We start from the raw sequence: 19,343 nt of genomic DNA, 5'->3' as shown, positions 1-19,343 counted from the left end.
ATGTGCGGCATCGCCGGCCTTTTCGATACCCGCGGCAAGCGCGACTTCGAGCGCGCGCTCATGCAGCGCATGAATGACGTTCAGCACCATCGCGGCCCGGACGAAGGCGGCTACCACTTCGAACCCGGCGTGGCGCTTGCGCACCGCCGGCTGTCCATCATCGATCTTGCCACCGGCCAGCAGCCGCTGTTCAACGAGGACGGCTCGGTGGCGGTGGTGTTCAACGGCGAGATCTACAATTTCCAGGAGCTGGTGCCCGAACTCGAGGCGCTGGGTCACGTCTTCCACACCCGCAGCGACACCGAGGTCATCGTGCACGCCTGGGAGGCCTGGGGCGAGGACTGCGTACAGCGCTTTCGCGGCATGTTCGCCTTCGCCCTGCACGACCGCAACCGCGACACCTTCTTCATGGCGCGCGACCGCCTCGCCGTCAAACCAATGTTCTACGCGCTGCTGCCCGACGGCACGCTCGCCTTCGGCTCCGAGCTCAAGGTGCTGATGCAACACCCCGATCTGGATCGCCGCATCGACCCGCTGGCGGTGGAGGAGTACTTTGCGCTGGGCTACGTCGCCGAACCGCGCACCATCTTCCGCGGCGCCAAAAAGCTCGGCCCGGGCGAATCGCTCTGCATCCGCCGCGGCCAGCCCATCCCCGAGCCCAGGCAGTATTGGGACGTGAGCTTCACGCTCGACAACGACATCAGCCTCGAGGAAGCCTCCGCAGAGCTCACCGAGCGCCTGCGCGAATCCGTGCGCCTGCGCATGATTGCCGAGGTGCCGCTGGGTGCCTTCCTGTCAGGCGGGGTGGACTCCAGCGCGGTCGTCGCCACCATGGCCGGGCTCTCCAGCGAGCCAGTGAACACCTGCTCCATCGCCTTCGACGACCCCAAGTTCAACGAATCGGAATTCGCCCAGAAGGTCGCCGACCGCTACCGCACCAACCACTTCGTCGAGACGGTCAAGTCCGACGACTTCGACCTCATCGACACCTTGGCCGCGCTCTACGACGAGCCCTACGCCGACAGCTCCGCCATCCCCACCTATCGGGTATGCCAGCTTGCGCGCAAGCGCGTCACAGTGGCCTTGTCCGGCGATGGCGGTGACGAGAGCTTCGGTGGCTACCGCCGCTATCGCATGCATCTGATGGAAGAGAAGATGCGCGCAGCGCTGCCGATGGGCGTGCGCCGGCCCATGTTCGGCCTGCTCGGTCGCCTCTATCCCAAGGCTGACTGGGCGCCGCGGGTGTTCCGCGCCAAGACCACCTTCCAGGCCATGGCGCGCGACGCCACCGAGGCCTACTTTCACAGTGTCTCCATCCTGCGCGGCGACATGCGCGACAAGCTCTTCAGCGCAGATTTCCGCGCCAGGCTCGGTGGTTACGACGCGCTCGAGGTCTTCCGCCGCCATGCCGGCGCCGCCAACACCGACGATCCGCTCGCCCTCATCCAGTACCTCGATCTCAAGACCTACCTGGTCGGCGACATCAACACCAAGGTCGACCGCGCCAGCATGGCCCATTCGCTGGAAGTGCGCGAACCGTTGATGGACCACAAGCTCGTCGAATGGCTCGCCACGCTGCCGTCCGGCCTCAAGATCCAGGGCAACGAAGGCAAGTACCTGTTCAAGAAGGCGATGGAGCCCTTCCTGCCCGACGATGTGCTCTATCGCCCGAAGATGGGCTTCGCCGTGCCGCTCGCACGCTGGTTCCGCGGCCCGCTCAAGCAGCGCGTGCGTGACGCAGTGCTGGGCGAAACCCTGGCCGCGACCGGTATATTCAACCGTGACTACCTGCAGCATCTGGTCGACGCTCATCAGTCCGGCGCCCGCGATTACAGCGCGCCGCTGTGGACCTTGTTGATGTTCGAAGCCTTCATCAGGAACAACACCGCACCGACACGCGCGCCAGCGGAAGTGGCCGCGGCGGCTTGAATCTCATGCGCATCCTTCACATCCTCGACCACTCCATCCCGCTGCACAGCGGCTATACCTTCCGCACTGCAGCCATCCTGCGTGAGCAGCGGGCACTGGGCTGGGAGACCTTTCACCTGACGTCGCCCAAGCAGGGCCAGGTTGCGGCCGAGGTGGAGGATGTCGACGGCCTGCGCTTCTACCGCAGTCCGGTGCCTGCGCCCGGCCCGGCAGGGATCAACGAGTTGCGCCTGATGCGTGCGACCGAGGCCCGGCTGGAGCAGCTTGCGCGGGAGCTCAGGCCCGATGTGCTGCACGCGCACTCGCCGGTGCTCAATGCCATCCCCGCCATCCGTGTGGGCAAGCGGCTTGGAATCCCGGTGGTGTATGAGATTCGCGCCTTCTGGGAAGACGCTGCGGTCGATCACGGCACGACGGCCGAGGGCAGCCTGCGTTATCGCGCCACGCGTGCCATGGAGACCTGGGCGCTCAAGCGGGTCGATCACGCCTTCACCATCTGCGAAGGCCTGCGTGCGGATATCGTCGCGCGCGGCATTCCGGCGGCCAGGGTCACGGTGATCCCGAATGCGGTGGATGTAGAAGGCTTTCAGCTCTCGGGCGACGCCGACCCGGTTCTGCGCCGGGAACTGGGTCTGGAGGGCTGCACGACCATCGGCTTCGTCGGTTCGTTCTACGCCTACGAAGGCCTGGATCTGCTGCTCGACGCCTTCCCTGCGCTGCTCGCCAAGCGCCCCGATCTGCGCCTGCTGCTGGTTGGTGGCGGTCCGCAGGACGCCAAGCTAAAGGCTCAGACCGAGCGTTTGGGAGTGGCGGACAAGGTGGTGTTTACCGGCCGGGTGCCGCACAGCGAAGTCAGTCGCTACTACGATCAGATCGACCTGCTTGCCTATCCGCGTCACTCCATGCGCCTGACCGAACTCGTCACTCCGCTCAAGCCGCTCGAGGCGATGGCCCAGGGGCGGCTGTTCGTGGCCTCGGACGTCGGCGGTCACAAGGAACTGATCCGCGACGGCGAGACCGGCAAGCTGTTCAAGGCCGGGAGTGCCGAGGCACTCGCCGCCGCCATCGACGCCATGCTCGCCGACCGCGGACGCTGGCCGACCATGCGCGCGGCAGGGCGCCACTTTGTCGAGGAAGTGCGAAACTGGACGAACAGCGTCGCCCATTACCGTGCAGTGTATGAGGCACTCGCCGGTCGTACCCGGCGCGCAGCCTGAGCGCACGCCGATGTCGTTTTCCGGTCTTCGTGTCCTGCTCGTCGGGCCGTTGCCGCCCCCCGCCGGCGGCATGGCCAACCAGACGCGGCAGCTCGCCGAACTGCTGCGCAGCGAGGGGGCGAGCGTCGAGCTGGTGCGCGTCAACGCGCCGTATCGTCCGGCATGGGCCGAGCGTCTCAAGGGCATCCGCGCCCTGTTCCGGCTGCTGCCCTATCTCGTCCAGCTCTGGCGCGGGGCAGGGCGGGCAGACGTTGCCCATGTGATGGCCAACTCGGGCTGGTCCTGGCACTTGTTCGCGGCCCTGCGGTGTGGATTGCGAGCCTGCGTGGCGTGGCAGTGGTGGTGAACTACCGCGGTGGCGAGGCCGGCAGCTTTCTTGCACACGCCGCCGGTGCCGTGCGCACGAGCATGCGCCGTGCTGCGCTGCTTGCCGTGCCCTCCGGCTTTCTGCGTAAGGTCTTTGCGCAGCATGGCATGCCGGCGCGCATCGTTCCCAACATCATCGACTTGGCGCGCTTCCACCCCGCGCCGCGGCCGCGTCGGCCGGCTGCGGCCCCGCACCTGCTGGTGGCGCGTAATCTCGAAGCCATCTACGGCAACGATACTGCGCTGCATGCGTTCGCACTGCTGTCCGCGCACTATCCCGCGGCGACCCTGACACTCGCCGGGGAAGGCCCTCAGGCGCAGGCGCTGGAACGGCTTGCGCGCGAACTTGGCGTCGCCGACCGTGTCAGGTTCAGCGGTCGGCTCGATCGCGACGAGATGGCTGCGCTCTACCGTGATGCAGATCTCATGCTCAATGCGAGCAGAGTCGATAACATGCCCAACGCGATCCTCGAGGCATTGGCAAGCGGCCTGCCGGTGGTCACGACCGCGGCCGGCGGCATCCCCTTCATGGTCGAGCATAGGCGAACTGCGATGCTTGTCGCTGTCGATGATGCAGCGGCGCTTGCCGAGGCGGTGCGGGTGGTGCTGGATGATGCGGCCCTTTACGAGGCGCTGAGGGCGCGCGGGCTCGATGAGGTGCAACGCTACTGCTGGCCCTCGGTGCGTGCCGAACTGCTTGCGGCCTACCAGGATGCGATGCAGGGCGAGGAAGCAAGGCGCAAATGAACATGAAGGAAGGTGCAATGAGTGTGACCAATGCCAGCCACGATCCTGGCCAAGCCAACGCTGCAGGTGATGCGCCCGCACGCAGGCTTCACCTCGCGGTACTTGCCGTCGGTCTGCTGTGGCTGTTGTTCTGGTACGGCGACACCTTCATGGCGATGGTCCACATTTGGGATCGCTCGGAGACCTTCGCCCACGGCTTCGTGATTGCGCCGATCTCGGCCTGGCTGGTCTGGCGGCGGCGCCACTTCATCCGCAACCTGCCGATCGAACCGTCGCTGCTTGGCGTCGTGCTTGGCGTCGGCGCGGGCTTTGCATGGCTGCTCGGCGAGCTTGCCAGCGTCGATGCCGTGTCCCAGTTCGCCGTCGTCGGCATGCTGGTGGCCTTTGTCTGGGCGGTGATGGGCACGGCGGTGATACGCACCTATGCCTTCCCGATCGGCTTCCTGTTCTTCATGGTGCCCTTCGGCGAGTTCATGTTCCCGAGCATGATGGACTGGACCGCCAACTTCATCATCTGGGCCGTGCGCGCGTCGGGCGTGCCGGTTTATGCCGAAGGCTACAACCTGGTCATCCCGTCGGGGCGCTGGGAAGTGGTCGAGGGCTGCAGCGGCGTGCGCTACCTGATGGCCTCGGTGGTGGTCGGCAGCCTGTTCGCTTATCTCAACTACACCTCGACCCGCCGGCGGCTCATCTTTGTCGCCGCCTCCATCGTTCTGCCGGTGTTCGCCAACTGGCTGCGCGCCTACGGCATCGTGATGCTCGGCCATCTCACCGACAACAAGCTGGCCGCCGGGGCGGACCACCTCATTTACGGCTGGGTGTTCTTCGGCATCATCATCATGATCCTGTTCTGGGTCGGTTCGCGCTGGCAGGAGCCGGAGGAGTCGGCGCCGGCGGCACCGATCTCGACACCGACGACGGCCGGTACTGCGCGTGCCGGTCGTGCCGGCTGGCTGGTCGCGGCCGTCGTGGTGGTGTCGATGTGGAACCCGGTGCTGGCCTTCATCGATCGCCAGGGGCAGCATGGGCCGGTGGAGTTCGCGGCATTCTCCCTGCCTGCGACGTGGCAGCCGGCGAGCGCTGCCAGCTTGCCGGAGTGGGAGCCGAGCTATTCCGGCATGCGCGGCAAGCTCACCCAGACCTGGGCCGGTGAAGATGGGGCAGTCGGTCTCTATGTCGGCTTCTATCGCAACCAGGGGCCTGGCGAGGAGCTCATCAACTTCGACAACCGGGTGCTGGTCAGCAAGCACCCGGTGTGGCGGCGCACGGGCGAGAGCCTGCACTCGATTCAGATTGGCGATCGTGCCGTCCCCTTGCGGGGCCTGACCATGCTCAGCAACGACGGGCGGCGCATGATGGTCTGGTACACCAACTGGATCGACGGTCGGTGGACGGTGAGTCCCTATGTTGCGAAGGTCTACCTTGCCTTGTCGCGCCTCACGGGCGAAGGTGACGACTCGGCCGTGGTCATGTTCAGTACCGCGTATGTGGAAGGTCATGGCGAGACCGGCGAGGCCCGCCTGAAGGCCTTCATCGAGGACGCCGGCCCGGCGCTGCAGTCGATGCTGCAGCAGACGGCTGAACGCTGATGGCGGGCCGGGAGCGACTGATGAACAAGGATGCGCGCTCGCCCTACACGCGCTTCATCGCGGATGTGGTGTTCCCGTTACACGAGCGCCTCAAGCGCCATGACACGGTCGCCGTCCGCAAGCAGCTCGAGGACAGCCAGTGGTGGCCGCGTGAGCGCCTGGAGCGATTCCAGGTCGAGCGCCTGCGTACTTTGCTGCGCCATGCCGGACAGCACGTGCCCTATTACAAGGCGCTCTTTGCCCGTGTCGGCTTCGACCCCGAGCAGGTGCAGTCGATCTCGGACCTGGGCAAGCTGCCGTTCCTGACCAAGGCCGAGATCCGTGCGCATACCGACGACTTGAAGGCCGACGATGCCGGTGCGCTGGCGCGCTTCAATACGGGGGGGTCGAGCGGTGAGCCGCTGATCTTCTACATCGGTAACGAGCGTGTCAGCCACGACGTCGCGGCCAAGTGGCGCGCAACGCGTTGGTGGGGTGTCGACATCGGCGATCCGGAGATCGTCGTCTGGGGCTCGCCGATCGAGCTCAGCGCGCAGGACCGCATCCGCGCCGTTCGCGACAAACTCCTGCGTACCGAGTTGCTGCCGGCATTCGAGATGTCCGATGCCAAGCTCGACGGCTTCATCGAGCGCATTCGTGTCCGCCGGCCGAGAATGCTGTTCGGCTATCCGTCGGCACTCTCGCACATTGCCCAGCATGCAAACAGGCGCGGGGTCCGCATGGACGGGCTCGGCATCAAGGTGGCGTTCTGCACCTCCGAGCGCCTGTACGAGCATCAGCGCGAGTTCATCGAAAGCACCTTCGGCTGCCCGGTCGCCAATGGGTACGGCTCCCGGGATGCCGGCTTCATCGCCCACCAGTGCCCCGCGGGCGGCATGCACCTGACCGCCGAGGACGTCGTCGTCGAGATCGTCGACAGCGCTGGCCAGGTGGTGCCGGCCGGCGAGTCGGGTGAGATCGTGGTCACGCACCTGGCGACGCGGGAGTTTCCCTTCATCCGCTATCGCACCGGCGATGTCGCCACGCTGGACACCGGCGCGTGCGCATGTGGCCGCGGCCTGCCCATGCTCAAGGAGATCCAGGGACGCACGACCGACTTCGTCGTCGCCCGTGATGGCACCGTGATGCATGGGCTGGCGCTGATCTACGTGCTGCGCGACCTACCGCAGGTGGGGGGCTTCCGTGTGGTGCAGGAGAGCCTGGAGTTGACGCGGGTGCAGGTCGTACCCGGCGCAGGCTTCGATGGCGCGACCGTGGAGCGTATCCAGCGCGGCCTGTGTGCGCGCCTGGGAGCGGGGGTGAGCGTCGAGGTGGAGCAGGTCGATGAGATCCCGCCGGAGAAGTCCGGGAAGTATCGCTATATCGTGAGCAAGGTCGACGCGGCGGGGGCGGCATGAGGGATCTGTTCGTCGCACTCGTCGTCTTCGGTTCGCTGCCCTTCATCCTCAAGAGGCCGTGGCTCGGCATCCTGATGTGGTCCTGGCTGGGCTACATGAATCCGCATCGCATGGCCTGGGGCTTCGTCACCTCGATGCCGGTGGCGCTTATCGTGGCACTGACCACGTTTGCGGCAATCCTGTTCTGCAAGGAGGAAAAGCGCATCCCGTGGACGCGCGAGACCGTATTGCTGCTGATCTTCACCGGCTGGATGTTCGTATCCACCCTGATGGCCCAGTATCCAGGCATGGCCTGGCCGCAATGGGACAAGGTGTGGCGGATCATCCTCATGACCTACATCACCATGATGCTGATCACCGACAGGCAGCGCCTGTATTGGCTGGTGGTGGTGATTGCGCTGTCGATCGGCTTCTATGGTTTCAAGGGCGGGGTGTTCATCCTGACCGGCGGGAGTGGAAACAACGTGATGGGACCGACGGGCTCCTTCATCGCAGACCGCAACTCGGTCGGACTGGCACTGCTCATGACCGTGCCGCTGCTCTGGTATGTCAGGCTTCAGACCACGAATGTCTGGGCAAGGCGCGCGCTGCTTGCCGGTGGTGCGCTGACCCTGGTTGCGATTATCGGGACCAATTCGCGTGGGGCCTTGGTCGGCCTTGCCGCCGTCGGGTTCTTTTTCCTGATGAAGGCACGCAACCGTTTTGGTGTCATCCTGGCGCTGATCCCGGTCTTCCTGGTGGTGCTTTACGTGATGCCGCCGGAGTGGTTCGAGCGCATGCATACGATCCAGACCTACGGTGAGGATGCCTCCGCGATGGGGCGGATCTACGCCTGGGGAAATGCCATCACGCTGGCGAACATGTTCTTCTTCGGCGGTGGTTTCCGCGCGATCACCGGCTACGGGGGTACGGATTCGCACAGTAACTGGTTCGGTGTGCTGGGCGAACTTGGCTGGGTGGGCCTGGGCATGTTCGTGCTGCTGCACATCTTCACCTGGCTGTCGGCTTCGCAGGTCATCCGCTGGTCGAAGCCGCATGCATCATTGACCTGGGCGCGCGACCTTGCGGCGATGGTCCAGGTGAGCCTGATCGGCTACATGTCTGCGGGGTCCTTCCTCGGCCTGCAGTACTTCGACCTCTTCTACCATCTGATCGCCATCATCGTGATCTCGAAGATCCTGGTTCAGAAGGAACTGGATGCGATGCGGGGGCAACAGCCTGCTCTGCAGCGGGATAGAGCACCACTGGAGCGAGACACGGGCCGAATGGCTCTGTCCTAGCAGAAGAGCAAGGAGCAGCGCCGGGCGGCCGCCGCCCGCGTTCGGTTCTGCATCCAGGCGCCAGCGCGGGGGCTAGACCCCATGAGCGTTCATCAGGGCTGTGCGGGACCAGGCCATCAGGTAGCGGGTCGGTGTGTATCGACCCTGTTCATGAAGGCGCCGTCGGGTGTCCGAGGTGGCTGTTGCGCCCGCTATGGCATCGGGGCCGCTGCCTGCGGGAAGGAAAAGTGCGCCACCTCGCTCTGGTTCATCACGCAGGTAGGCAAGGTGCGGGCTGATGGTGCGGACTGCCGGATCGTAGTACCAACTGATGCCCATCAGCCCCCGGCTTTCGGGCCAGCGCTGCAACAGTTCGGCGACGAGGGCGTAGCAGCGTTGCCGTCCTTCCGGGTTGAAGTGCGACAGCATCGCCGGGTGAACATGGTTTTCGAGGAAAGGTGCGAAGCCGTGGCTGCGCAGCCCGAAGTAGACCAGGGCGCGCATGAGATTGCCCGGCGCCTGCCGCAGAACAAGCGAGCGCGGCACCCCCGAGTGACGGTAGACCAGATGGGACGCGCAAGGGATGAGCCACATGCGCAGAATGCCGAGATCCTTCAGAAAGATGTCGTCGCGTGACGAGCGGGCCCACTGGGGGGACTGTGTCGTGCGCTGCAGCATGCGATCGAGGTTTTCGAGGTAATACGGCAGCAGGCTCTCCGGGAGCGCCGCCTGCGTGAATCGCCTCTCGAACTGCCGGATGAGCTCCAGGAGAAGTAGATCCAGCAGTCCCGGGGCCTGGCCCGCGGGTTCGCTATGCGCGAATGCGCTCACGTGTGCATGAAAGGCCGCGGGCAGATCGGTATAGCCGCGTGGCCGCGGCGGATGCTTGCCGCTTGTGCCTTCGAGCGTGAGCATGAGTTCCGATACGAGTCGCCGTGCATTCTCGGGTGGCAAGCACAACCGGTCACAGGTCCCTGTCCAGGCATCTCTGGTGCTGGCGGAGAGCGTATCGAAGCGTGTCATGGGGGCTCTGCTCGGCTGGGTCAGGCGAGCGTATCGCGCTTCAGGGCCCCGACTGTGCGCACGATCTGCCCCAGGCGCGAGCGCAGTGCCGACAGAAGGCTCCAGAATCCGCTCAGACGGGCCTCAAACTCGATGTCGGAGAGGGATTCGTTGTCGAGGATGCGCTTGAGCGCGTATGGTGAAGTGCCAGGGGGGTTGAGTCCGAATTCGGTCGTGGTGGCGGACTGGATGCCGCTGCTTGCAAGGACCGGAAACAGCTCGGGCCGGTAGAGGCCGCTCGGGTAGCAGAAGTGGTTCAGCTGCGCTGGGGCTTTGCCAAGTATCTGGCCGAGTACATCACGGTTGCGTTCGAGCTCTTGGCGCAGCCGGTCGGGGTTGAAGCCATGCATCCGATGCGAATGGGTGTGGAGCTGAATGTCCAGGCCCCTTTCGTGAGCATCGCGTACCTCCCCTGGCTTCATGAGCATGAAGACCCTGCGGGCTTCCAGGTTATCGAGGTCGATGCCGAGCAGATCGGCGATCCTGAGGGTTTCGGCCCGCCTGGCTTCTGCTGTGGGCTGGGACCGGATCCGGGCGGCGATTGCGCGTGATAGTTGCTGCGTGGAGGGGTGTGGCAGTGTCTGGTCGGGGAACAGGCGCCGCAGGTCGGGCGGGTGGATGGCACGGCTGGCAAGAAAGGTAGCCAGCACGTAGATGACCGGCTCCTGGTCCATGACATCTTTTGTCGTCAGGTACAGGCTTGCAGGGTAACCGTGTTGCTCGAGAACGGGCAGCATGTGGAGATAGGTGCCGACCCAGCCATCGTCAATGGTGATTACGACATCGCGGGTACGGACGCGCCGGTTGGCCAAGTCGTCGCAGGCCTGGCGCAGCGGGATCACCCGGTACCCGCATCGCGCGAGGAGGGCCATGCGCTTGCGGAAACGGTCCGCGCTCATGAACAGGCAGTCGCCGTAGTGCGGCTCCCCGCCCAGCCATATGCCGTGATAGCACAGGATGCGCAGCTGCCCCCGCGTCAGCATCCTGGACAGCGCGAACAGCCCCAGGCCCTTCGCCAAGCGCAGGAAGAGGGGCTTCAACACCATGCCCCCCGGGAACGAAAATGCGTGCCGGCTCTCGTCACGCGTTGGCTTGGAGCCAGAGCTCCAGTTCCACCAGTACCCAGATCATGACCCCATAATAGCTTGCATGGCCGCTGGCGTGTTCGCGACGCAGGTAGGCCAGGTACGCCGGTTTCACGATACCGCGCTGGCCCAGGCTGGCCAGGGCGTCTTCGGCCAGCGCCTTGAGCGGTGCGTGCGCGTTCAGCCACAGTCCGAAAGGCAGGCCGAAGCCGTGCTTGCTCTTGGAGATGGTCTCGTCGGGCAGGAAGCCGCGCAGGGCGTCCTTGAACAGCACGCGCAGCCGGCCCTTGCGCACTTTCTGTTCTGGCTTGAGCTGCCCGGAGAAGGCGACGAGGTCGTCGTCGAGGAAGGGGAAGCGCACCTCCACGCCGGCGGCCTCGCACATGCGCGTGACTTTGCGCAGATCGTTGTCGGCCAGCGTGATCTTGTGGTCGAGGTGCATCATGCGCTCGATCGGCTCGGGTGAAGCGCAACGGAAGTAGGCCTCGCGCGCGAGCTCCAGCGGGCGGTTGGTGTCGATCGCGGAGAGGAATTCAGGCTCGAAGATGTCTTGCAGCGGGCTGCGGTGCAGGAAGTTGTAGGTCTCCATGCGGTCTGGCAAGGGCACCCGTGCCTGCTCGATGTAGCTGCGCGCCTTGCGCACTGGCATGATCGACGCGCCCAGTGGAAAGTGCATCACCACCGGCTCCAGCAGATTGCGCAGCACGGGGGGGACGCGGTGGTAATGCTCGAAGACGCCCTGTTTGGCATAGCGTTCGTTGCCGCCGAAGAACTCGTCGCCGCCGTCGCCGGCCAGCACCACTTCGATGCCGTGCTCGCGCGCCATGCGCGCGCAGAAATAGGTCGGTGCCGCGGATGCGTTGCCGAATGGTTCATCGTAGGCCGCGGCAATGAGCGGCATCGCCTCGACGACATCGTCGGCGGTCACGTAGTACTCGTGCGCATTGGTGCCGAAATGGCGGGAGGTGATGCGGGCGAATTCCAACTCGTCGAAGCCCTGGGCGTCGAAGCCGATCGAGAAGGTCTCGGCCGGTTTGCCGCTGACCTTGCCCAGCATGCCGCTGACGGTGGAGCTGTCGGTGCCGCCGGAGAGGAAAGCGCCGGTTGGGCGGCCATCGTCGGCCTGGCGGGCTACGGCTTGTTCGGTGAGGTCAAGGAAGCGCTTGCGCAGTGCGGCTTCGTCGCCTGCGGCGCTGGCGTCGTAGGCAAGCTGCCAGTGAAAATTTCGCACTGCGTTCCTGCCGTCGAAGCTGGCGCATTGTGCAGGCAACAGCTTGGTGATGCCGGTAAAGGCGGTGTCGGGGCTGGGCACCATGTGGCAGTAGAGGTACTCGAACAGCGCCTGCCGGTCGATCGGGGCCGAAACCAGGGGGTGCTTCGCCACCGCGCGCGCGCTGGTGGAGAAGACGAGCGTCGCGCCCACCTGGGCGAAGCACAGGCGCTCGGTGCCGGTGCGGTCGATCGCGAGCAGGGCCCGCCGTTGACGCATGTCGATCAGCACAATGGCGAAATTGCCCTGCAGTCTGCCCAGAGAGGCTTCGCCGCCATCACGGTAAGCCGCCAGCGCGGCCGCGGCCACGCCTTCCGCGCGGGCGCGTGCGGCGAGTGACGCATCGGCCCAGCGCGGCCGCCCGAGCACTGCAGCCAGACAACCTGCGCCAAGATCGGTTGCCGTAGAGCAGGCCGGGTGGCTGGTGGCGAGCATGCCGGCATCGCTGGCCTGCACCTGCATGTCGGCGGACGACAGCCCTTCGGCTGCCAGCATCGCGTGCAAGGCATCGTGCGATGCAACACGTTCGTCGAAGTTAACCCAGCCGCAAAGTACTCGTCTTGATGTCATCGCTCTAAAATGCCCAAACCCATCGGAATGGCCACTATGGTAGCCGAGGTTGCAAGCGGGCAAGTGCGGCACGAATCACTCGGGATCAAGTTCATGGCGATGCGCATCAATGGCTGGTGGAGAGCGGGCATGCCCGGCGCGGGTGTCGTATGCGCTGTGGCACTCAGTATTGATTTCCTCTGCTCCTGACTCGTGGGACAAATGTACGCCTTTCTCCTGATTGCCGGTTTCTCTCTGCTTGCAGCATGGGTGTTGTTTTTTTTCGCGAACCGCGACCTGCTGCTGCGGCTGTGGCGCGAGCCCACATTGCTAAGGCCGGTGCTGATCGTCGAGAGCGACGACTGGGGGCCGGGGCCAGAGGCGGATGCGCAAGCTTTGCAGCGCATCGCAGCAATACTTGCGCGAGTGCGCGACCGCGAGCATCGGCCTGCGGTGATGACGCTCGGTGTCGTGCTGGGAAAGCCCGATGGCGCGGCCATTCTCGCCGACAACTGCGGACACTATCACCGCAGCGGCCTGGGCGAGGCACGCTATGCGCCGATCGTGGGGGCCATGCGGCAGGGCTGTGAAATGGGGGTCTTCGCACTTCAGCGCCATGGTCTTGAGCACTGCTGGCCTGAGTCGCTGCTTGTGCGAGCCCGTCAGGACGGCGTGCTGCGCGCATGGTTGGCGGACCCCGAGGCACGCAGCGAGGCCTTGCCGTCCGCGCTGCAGAGTCGCTGGGTGGACGCCGGAACGCTTCCGAGCCGCCCCTTGCCGGAAGCGGAGGTCCGGCGTGCGGTCATGGACGAAGCGGAGGTCTTTCTGACCCTCTTCGGCATTTGTCCCCCGGTTGCCGTACCGAATACCTTTGTGTGGGACGACGCGGTCGAGCGTGCCTGGGCGCAGAGTGGGGTACGTTGTGTCGTCACATGCGGGCGTCAGTACCAGGCGCGTGGCGCGGATGGCGCGCTCGCGGCATCCGCGCGACGTATCGTCAACGGAGAGTCGGGGCAGAGCGGTGTGCGCTACCTTGTGCGAGATGCCTACTTCGAGCCGATCCGCGGCCACCGCGCGGAGCAGGTGTGGGAAGCTGTGGCGCGGCGCACCGCCCTGGGACGACCCACCCTGCTCGAGACGCATCGGGAGAGCTTCATCGACGCTGACCATGGCGACACCGCGCTGGCCGAACTGGAGCGAGCACTTGCTGGCGTCGTCGAGCGTCACCCCGACGTGTGCTTCATCAGCACGGAGCGGCTGGCCGATGCCTATGCCGATCGGCAGCATGCGCTGTGGCAGCGCAGCATGCGTGCACGCAGCGTGACATTCCTGCGCCGTTTGCTTGCCGAGGCAGGCCTGTCGCGTCCGCTCAAGCTGTGCGGGCTCTACTTCGTGTTGCCGATGGCCGTGCGACTGCTGGCCACCGTGACCCCGTCCGCAGCGGGTCGGCACTGAGGGTGTTAGCATCCGCCCCGCCGCACTGGAAACCATCATGCAAAAACGCTATCTGGTCCTGACCGAACTCTTTCTGCCGACCAAGGGAGGCACGGCCGTCTGGTTCGACGAGGTCTATCGCCGCCTCGGCGGCAAGGACATCCACATCGTCACCGCGGATGTGCCGGGCGCGGAGGAGTACGACCGCGATCACCCGAACTCCATTCACCGGCTGTCGCTCAAGCGCGTACCCTGGCTGAAGCCGGAGTCGCTGCTGATGTACCTGCGCTTCTTCTTTACCTCGCTGTGGCTGGCATTGACCCACCGTTTCGACGCCATCCATGCTGGCCGAGCATTGCCCGAGGGCCTGGTGGCGTGGCTGGTCGCACGCCTAACCCGCCGGCCGGTGGCGATCTACGCACATGGCGAGGAGCTTACCGGCTGGGGGCGGGGCAACAAGTACAGGGCCATGCGCTTTGCGCTGCGCCATGCGGACAAGGTGATCGCCAACAGCGACTTCACCCACGACACCCTGGTGGAGATGGGGGTCGCGCCCGAACGCATCGAGATGATTCATCCCGGTGTCGATACCGAACGCTTCCGGCCCGGGCTGCCGTTTCAGGATCTGCGCGACAGCCTGGGGCTGGCCGATGGGGTGAGACTCATCCTGTCGGTGGGCCGCTTGAGCCGGCGCAAGGGCTTCGATACTGTGATCCGCTGCCTTCCCGCTGTACTCGAGGCCGGGGTGGACGTGCACTACGCCGTCATCGGCATCGGCGAGGATCGCGACTATCTTGCCGGCCTGGTTGACGAGTGCGGTGTGGGCGGGCGCGTGCACCTGCTCGGTCATGTGCCCATGGACGATCTGCCGCGCTGGTACAACGCCTGCGACCTTTTCGTCCTCGCCAATCGGGATATCGAAGGCGATACCGAAGGCTTCGGAATTGTTTATATTGAAGCGGCGGCGTGCGGAAAGGCCGCGATTGCCGGCCGCGCGGGTGGAACGGGTTCAGCCGTGCTCGACGGCGTGACGGGGCTGAGGGTTGAGACGAGCAACCTTGACGAGTTGCGGCAGGCGATCTGCCGCTTGCTGGGGGACAGCGGATTCCGCGACACGATGAGCGCGGCCGCGATGGAGCGCGCGCACGCTATGCTGAGCTGGACTGCGGTGGCTCAGCGGACCAGCGCCTTGAACTTGCGCAGCTGAGGGTGATGAGGGTCATGATCAGGAACTTGATTGGTTTTCTTGGTGTGGGGCTCGTGCCCGTCCTGCTTTCGCCAGCGATGGCGCAGTGGAACCCCGGCGGAACGCCGGCGGAGCAAGCACAGTTGCCGCAAGTATGTGCAGTCAAGCTCCGCAACGATGATCGCAGCGCGGAGGGGCAGCGCTACCTTGCTCAGTTCGGCGCCGACAACTGGGTGCACATGCACCATTACTGCTATGGGAGGGTCTTTCTTCTCCGTGCGGCCCAAGCGTCGACGAAGCGGGATCAGGACTATCAGCGTTCGCTGGCCGTGAAGGAGTTCTCCTATGTGCTCAAGGCTGCGAAACCCGATTTCTGGATGCGCCCGCAACTCAATCTCGAACTCGGCCGGGTTCACCTGCTACTGGGGCAGGCTGCGCAGGCGACGGCGCTTTTTTCCGACGCGATCCGGCTCAATCCTCACTATCAGCCGGCCTACCTGGCGTTGATATCCGAACTTCGCAGCAAGGGACAACAAGCTACTGCGCTTACTGTTGCAGAAGAGGGGCTCAGGCACCTCCCAAACTCAGCCGAGCTCAAGAAGCTGTATTTCGAACTCGGCGGCAAGGAGCCTTTGCCCACGCCTGCCAGAGCGGCGACCACGGGTCGGGGGGCGGGTCGGGATGCACCGCCCGAAGCGACTCGCGCTGACACCAGTCAGGCCGAGTCCGCCGCAACGGAGCGCAAGGAGGCGGGTGACAGCGAGGTGGCCGAGGAGAATGCGCCGAGCGAGGCGTCCCCAGCCTCGTCGGGGCAATCGCGGAACTGCCGATTTTGTCCGCCCGATGAGGTCGAGGAGCGTTGGCGCGAAGGGTTTCGCAACTAGCGCGGCGGGCATGGCAGTTTGACCGGCCAGTCAATTCCATGATGGATCGAGTGAGATGAGCGTTCCGATTCGAATCTCGGTGGTCGTTCCGGTCTATCGCTCACAGGAGACGCTGCCGCACCTTCATCGACGCCTGCTGGTTGTTCTCGAAGAGCTGGGAGAGACCTTCGAGATCCTCTTCGTTGAGGATTGTGGTGGCGACGATTCCTGGGCTGTCATTGAGGCGCTTGCCGCCGCGGACGCCAGGGTGCTGGGTTTGCGCCTTGCGCGCAACTACGGCCAGCACAACGCCCTGTTATGTGGTATCCGGGCCGCACGCGGCGAGTGCATCGTCACCCTTGATGACGATCTGCAGAACCCCCCTGAGGAGATTCCGCGCTTACTTGCCAAGCTGAATGAGGGCCATGACGTCGTGTACGGTGCGCCTCAGGCCGAGACGCACGGTTTTCTGCGCGACCAGGCTTCCCGGATCACCAAGCTTGCGCTGCAGGGGGCGATGGGGGTGGAGTCGGCCAGCAAGGTGAGTGCGTTTCGGGTCTTTCGGACTCGTCTGCGCGAGGCGTTCGCCGCCTATCGAAGCCCATCGGTCAATATCGACGTGTTGTTGACCTGGGGTACCACGCGATTCGCTGCCGTACAGGTTCGGCAGGATGAGCGGGCCATCGGTGACTCGGGCTATACGCTGAGGAAGCTCTTCAATCATGCACTCAACATGATGACGGGCTTTTCGGTGTTGCCGCTTCAGATCGCAAGCGTGCTGGGAATTGCCTTCGGCGCCTTGGGCTTTCTCGTGCTCTTCTATGTGCTGCTGCGTTATCTGGTCGATGGCAGCGCGGTACCAGGCTTCCCTTTCCTCGCATCGATCATCGCCATATTCTCGGGGGTCCAGCTCTTTGCGCTCGGGATCTTTGGCGAATATCTGGCGAGAATGCATTTTCGTTCGATGGAGCGCCCGCCCTACGCGCTGATGTCGTCGACGCGCATGCCTGCCGATACGGAGGGCGGCTGTGGCCAACGTGAGTGAGTCGCGCGGATCTGCTCTTCTGCATGGGGAGATCACTGCCGGCCCGCTTCGCCTCGCCTGGGCGGAGGCGCCGTGGGATACGGTGGTACTTGGTCATCCTGTGGTGCAGATTTCGCGGATCGAGGCCGACCTCGGTGCAAGAGCGGACGATCTCGCACCTTTCGTCGTCGCATGCGAGGCGGGTGGCGTTGAGTTGGCAAGTTGCCGCCTGGCGCACGATCGCTTGCGCGAGTCCATGCTGCTCGAAGAGATCGGTTTTCGCTTCATCGAGATGGTCTACCAGCCCGAATTCGTCTGCTCGGAATGGACGCAGACAGGCGATGAGAGGGGGCTCGAACTTGTCCTTGCATCGGCACGTGATCTTCCGGCGATCGTCGAACTGGCTGGCACCGCCTTTGGCTGCGAGCGTTTCCACATGGATCCCAGACTGCCGTCCGGTCTGGGTGACCTGCGTTACCAGAACTGGGTACGCAACTGCCTGGAGCATCCTTCGCAGCGCCTGTATGCGCTTAGAGAGGCTGGGGACCTGGTGGCGTTCTTTGTCGTCGAGATGCTCGTCGACGGTACCTGCTACTGGCACTTGAATGCTGTCTCACCAGCACGGCAAGGCATGGGCTATGGGCTGCGAGCCTGGCGGCAGATGATGCATCAGGCGTTCAAGGATGGGGCGCGTCGGGTGCGTACCAGTATCGTCGCGCGGAACCACCGTGTGCTGAACCTATACGCGCGGTTAGGTTTCGTGTTCCCCGCGCCATCGATGACCTTCCACTGGGTGCGCAGCGCATGAGCGGTCGTGTCGCACTGCGCCAGTTTCTTCGTTATGCCACGGTAGGCCTGGTGTCGAACGCAATTCTTTACCTCGCATATCTTGGGCTCACTGCCCTGGGTGTCGAGGCCAAGCGCGCAATGACGCTGCTCTATGTCCTGGGCGTCGTGCAGACCTTTGGCTTCAACAAGCGTTGGTCGTTTGCCCATGGGGGTGTGCGGGGCACTGCCTTCGTTCGCTACGCCATATCCTATGCACTCGGCTATGTGATGAATCTCGGCGGTTTGCTGGTATTCGTGGACGTACTCGGATATCCGCACCAGATCGTCCAGGGGCTGTTCATCCTCGGGTTGGCGATGTTGATGTTCCTGCTGCAGAAGTACTGGGTCTTCAGACCGCTGACCGTCTCCGCGCAAACGACCGGGCCACTGCCATGAACATCCCCTTCAACAAGCCCCACATGACGGGCAAGGAACTTTGGTACATCGCCCAGGCACATGCCAATGGACACCTCGCTGGCGATGGGCGCTTCACCGGCCTGTGTTCGCGCTGGCTCGAGGCTCGCACCGGCGCTTCCAAGGCCTTGTTGACCCATTCATGCACTGCAGCGCTGGAGATGGCCGCCATCCTGGCCGATCTTCAGCCTGGTGATGAGGTCATCATGCCCTCTTACACCTTCGTTTCGACGGCCAACGCGTTCGTGTTGCGTGGGGCCGTACCTGTTTTCGTCGATGTTCGCGCCGACACCCTGAACATCGATGAGCAACTCATCGAGGCAGCCATCACGGCGCGCACGCGGGCGATAGTCCCTGTCCATTACGCAGGTGTCGGCTGCGAGATGGATGCGATCATCGATATCGCCCGCCGCCATGAGCTCCTGGTGATCGAGGATGCTGCACAGGCGGTCATGGCGAGCTACAAGGGCCGACCGCTGGGTGGTATAGGCGACATGGGGGCGTTGTCCTTTCATGAGACCAAGAACATCATTTCCGGGGAAGGGGGGGCACTGCTCGTCAATTCGGTGCATCACGCCGCGCGAGCCGAGATCGTGCGCGAGAAAGGCACCAACCGTTCGCAGTTCTTCCGTGGCCAGGTCGACAAGTACACCTGGGTCGACATCGGCTCATCCTACCTCCCGGGGGAGCTGATTGCGGCCTTCCTGTGGGCTCAGATGGAGGAAGCCGACAGCATCACCCGGCGCCGGCTGGGCATTTGGGAGACCTACCATCATGGCTTCGCCGAAGCCGAGCGCCAGGGTCGCCTCCGGCGCCCGGTGGTCCCTCCTCACTGCGCACACAATGCCCACATGTATTACCTGCTGCTGCCCGAGCTGGACGTACGCACCGCCTTCATCGAGCGCCTGCGCCGCTTGGGCATTCACTGCGTGTTCCACTACATCCCCCTGCATGATGCGCCGGCGGGTCGCCGCTTCGGGCGACCGCACGGCATTTTGGCGGTGACCGAGGATGTCGCCAAGCGGCTGGTCCGCCTTCCCGTATGGTTGGGCATGGAGGACGAGCAGGCCGGGATCATCGACCAGGTCCTCGCCGCGCTTTGAAGCGCTCACCCCAGAGATCCG

Annotated in this window: 17 protein-coding genes; 14 read left to right on the top strand and 3 right to left on the bottom strand. The window is 64.6% G+C overall.

The genetic code is table 11. The features are described from left to right. Genes B447_RS02810 through B447_RS02785 form a run of 7 tightly spaced genes read left to right on the top strand, consistent with a single transcriptional unit; the run spans position 1 to position 8,525 of the window. A complete protein-coding gene (locus B447_RS02810) occupies positions 1–1,929 on the top strand; it encodes an XrtA/PEP-CTERM system amidotransferase (RefSeq protein ID WP_002936257.1) in 1,929 nt (642 codons plus the stop codon). 5 nt (positions 1,930–1,934) lie between these two features. Next, positions 1,935–3,146 carry a TIGR04063 family PEP-CTERM/XrtA system glycosyltransferase gene (locus tag B447_RS02805; protein ID WP_002936254.1) on the top strand — a complete coding sequence of 404 codons (1,212 nt, stop codon included), beginning with the start codon at positions 1,935–1,937 and terminating at the stop codon, positions 3,144–3,146. Next, entirely contained in the window at positions 3,109–3,492 is a 384-nt protein-coding gene (locus B447_RS22785) for a hypothetical protein (RefSeq protein ID WP_232431489.1), read from the top strand. The genes B447_RS02805 and B447_RS22785 overlap by 38 nt, the downstream gene beginning before the upstream one ends. Continuing rightward, positions 3,453–4,259, top strand: coding sequence for a glycosyltransferase family 4 protein (locus B447_RS02800; RefSeq protein ID WP_232431465.1), 807 nt, complete (start codon positions 3,453–3,455; stop codon positions 4,257–4,259). Before B447_RS22785 ends, B447_RS02800 begins: the two co-directional genes overlap by 40 nt. Before the next feature lie 17 nt (positions 4,260–4,276). Continuing rightward, positions 4,277–5,848, top strand: a complete 1,572-nt coding sequence (gene xrtA, locus B447_RS02795; RefSeq protein ID WP_232431463.1) for an exosortase A — start codon at positions 4,277–4,279, stop codon at positions 5,846–5,848. A gap of 20 nt (positions 5,849–5,868) precedes the next feature. Next, positions 5,869–7,245, top strand: a complete 1,377-nt coding sequence (locus tag B447_RS02790) for an AMP-binding protein (RefSeq protein ID WP_037982262.1) — start codon at positions 5,869–5,871, stop codon at positions 7,243–7,245. Beyond that, positions 7,242–8,525 (top strand): putative O-glycosylation ligase, exosortase A system-associated, encoded by a 1,284-nt coding sequence (locus B447_RS02785; protein WP_002936248.1) that lies wholly within the window; start codon positions 7,242–7,244, stop codon positions 8,523–8,525. The genes B447_RS02790 and B447_RS02785 overlap by 4 nt, the downstream gene beginning before the upstream one ends. A 72-nt stretch (positions 8,526–8,597) precedes the next feature. Here B447_RS02785 and B447_RS02780 read toward each other — a convergent pair whose 3' ends face one another. From B447_RS02780 to B447_RS02770, 3 genes are read right to left on the bottom strand one after another with little or no spacing between them, the layout of a single operon-like run. Further along, on the bottom strand, positions 8,598–9,527 hold the full coding sequence (locus tag B447_RS02780) for a hypothetical protein (protein ID WP_037982251.1): 930 nt from the start codon (positions 9,525–9,527) through the stop codon (positions 8,598–8,600). A 20-nt stretch (positions 9,528–9,547) separates the two neighbouring features. Next, the gene (locus B447_RS02775) at positions 9,548–10,612 is read right to left on the bottom strand and encodes a polysaccharide deacetylase family protein (RefSeq protein ID WP_002936245.1); all 1,065 of its coding nucleotides are present in this window, start codon (positions 10,610–10,612) and stop codon (positions 9,548–9,550) included. A gap of 34 nt (positions 10,613–10,646) precedes the next feature. Continuing rightward, the gene (locus B447_RS02770; protein ID WP_232431461.1) at positions 10,647–12,491 is read right to left on the bottom strand and encodes an asparagine synthetase B family protein; all 1,845 of its coding nucleotides are present in this window, start codon (positions 12,489–12,491) and stop codon (positions 10,647–10,649) included. A gap of 201 nt (positions 12,492–12,692) precedes the next feature. Between B447_RS02770 and B447_RS02765 the strand changes: the two genes are divergently transcribed. From B447_RS02765 to rffA, 7 genes are read left to right on the top strand one after another with little or no spacing between them, the layout of a single operon-like run. After that, positions 12,693–13,925: a hypothetical protein gene (locus B447_RS02765; RefSeq protein ID WP_002936243.1), complete on the top strand. Its 1,233-nt coding sequence runs from the start codon at positions 12,693–12,695 to the stop codon at positions 13,923–13,925. A 37-nt stretch (positions 13,926–13,962) separates the two neighbouring features. After that, positions 13,963–15,111, top strand: a complete 1,149-nt coding sequence (locus tag B447_RS02760; protein ID WP_002936239.1) for a glycosyltransferase family 4 protein — start codon at positions 13,963–13,965, stop codon at positions 15,109–15,111. 14 nt (positions 15,112–15,125) lie between these two features. Beyond that, positions 15,126–15,974, top strand: a complete 849-nt coding sequence (locus tag B447_RS02755) for a hypothetical protein (protein WP_232431460.1) — start codon at positions 15,126–15,128, stop codon at positions 15,972–15,974. Between the two features lie 55 nt (positions 15,975–16,029). Next, entirely contained in the window at positions 16,030–16,998 is a 969-nt protein-coding gene (locus B447_RS02750; RefSeq protein WP_002936235.1) for a glycosyltransferase family 2 protein, read from the top strand. Then, positions 16,982–17,785 (top strand): GNAT family N-acetyltransferase, encoded by an 804-nt coding sequence (locus tag B447_RS02745; RefSeq protein WP_002936234.1) that lies wholly within the window; start codon positions 16,982–16,984, stop codon positions 17,783–17,785. Before B447_RS02750 ends, B447_RS02745 begins: the two co-directional genes overlap by 17 nt. Next, positions 17,782–18,201 carry a GtrA family protein gene (locus B447_RS02740; RefSeq protein ID WP_002936233.1) on the top strand — a complete coding sequence of 140 codons (420 nt, stop codon included), beginning with the start codon at positions 17,782–17,784 and terminating at the stop codon, positions 18,199–18,201. The genes B447_RS02745 and B447_RS02740 overlap by 4 nt, the downstream gene beginning before the upstream one ends. Next, positions 18,198–19,322: a dTDP-4-amino-4,6-dideoxygalactose transaminase gene (gene rffA / locus B447_RS02735; protein WP_002936232.1), complete on the top strand. Its 1,125-nt coding sequence runs from the start codon at positions 18,198–18,200 to the stop codon at positions 19,320–19,322. The genes B447_RS02740 and rffA overlap by 4 nt, the downstream gene beginning before the upstream one ends. Positions 19,323–19,343: the final 21 nt, after the last annotated feature.

It is taken from the genome of Thauera sp. 27 (assembly GCF_000310125.2).
Lineage (GTDB): Bacteria > Pseudomonadota > Gammaproteobacteria > Burkholderiales > Rhodocyclaceae > Thauera > Thauera mechernichensis.
This window is presented reverse-complemented; position numbering and strand designations above follow the sequence as displayed.

Excerpts from the sequence above, each read along its gene's own strand:
- B447_RS02810 (WP_002936257.1), top strand. The coding sequence starts at position 1 with ATGTGCGGCATCGCCGGCCTTTTCGATACCCGCGGCAAGCGCGACTTC.
- B447_RS02805 (WP_002936254.1), top strand. The coding sequence starts at position 1,935 with ATGCGCATCCTTCACATCCTCGACCACTCCATCCCGCTGCACAGCGGC.
- B447_RS22785 (WP_232431489.1), top strand. The coding sequence starts at position 3,109 with ATGAGGCACTCGCCGGTCGTACCCGGCGCGCAGCCTGAGCGCACGCCG.
- xrtA (WP_232431463.1), top strand. The coding sequence starts at position 4,277 with ATGAGTGTGACCAATGCCAGCCACGATCCTGGCCAAGCCAACGCTGCA.
- B447_RS02790 (WP_037982262.1), top strand. The coding sequence starts at position 5,869 with ATGAACAAGGATGCGCGCTCGCCCTACACGCGCTTCATCGCGGATGTG.
- B447_RS02785 (WP_002936248.1), top strand. The coding sequence starts at position 7,242 with ATGAGGGATCTGTTCGTCGCACTCGTCGTCTTCGGTTCGCTGCCCTTC.
- B447_RS02780 (WP_037982251.1), bottom strand. The coding sequence starts at position 9,527 with ATGACACGCTTCGATACGCTCTCCGCCAGCACCAGAGATGCCTGGACA.
- B447_RS02775 (WP_002936245.1), bottom strand. The coding sequence starts at position 10,612 with ATGGTGTTGAAGCCCCTCTTCCTGCGCTTGGCGAAGGGCCTGGGGCTG.
- B447_RS02770 (WP_232431461.1), bottom strand. The coding sequence starts at position 12,491 with ATGACATCAAGACGAGTACTTTGCGGCTGGGTTAACTTCGACGAACGT.
- B447_RS02765 (WP_002936243.1), top strand. The coding sequence starts at position 12,693 with ATGTACGCCTTTCTCCTGATTGCCGGTTTCTCTCTGCTTGCAGCATGG.
- B447_RS02760 (WP_002936239.1), top strand. The coding sequence starts at position 13,963 with ATGCAAAAACGCTATCTGGTCCTGACCGAACTCTTTCTGCCGACCAAG.
- B447_RS02755 (WP_232431460.1), top strand. The coding sequence starts at position 15,126 with ATGATCAGGAACTTGATTGGTTTTCTTGGTGTGGGGCTCGTGCCCGTC.
- B447_RS02750 (WP_002936235.1), top strand. The coding sequence starts at position 16,030 with ATGAGCGTTCCGATTCGAATCTCGGTGGTCGTTCCGGTCTATCGCTCA.
- B447_RS02740 (WP_002936233.1), top strand. The coding sequence starts at position 17,782 with ATGAGCGGTCGTGTCGCACTGCGCCAGTTTCTTCGTTATGCCACGGTA.
- rffA (WP_002936232.1), top strand. The coding sequence starts at position 18,198 with ATGAACATCCCCTTCAACAAGCCCCACATGACGGGCAAGGAACTTTGG.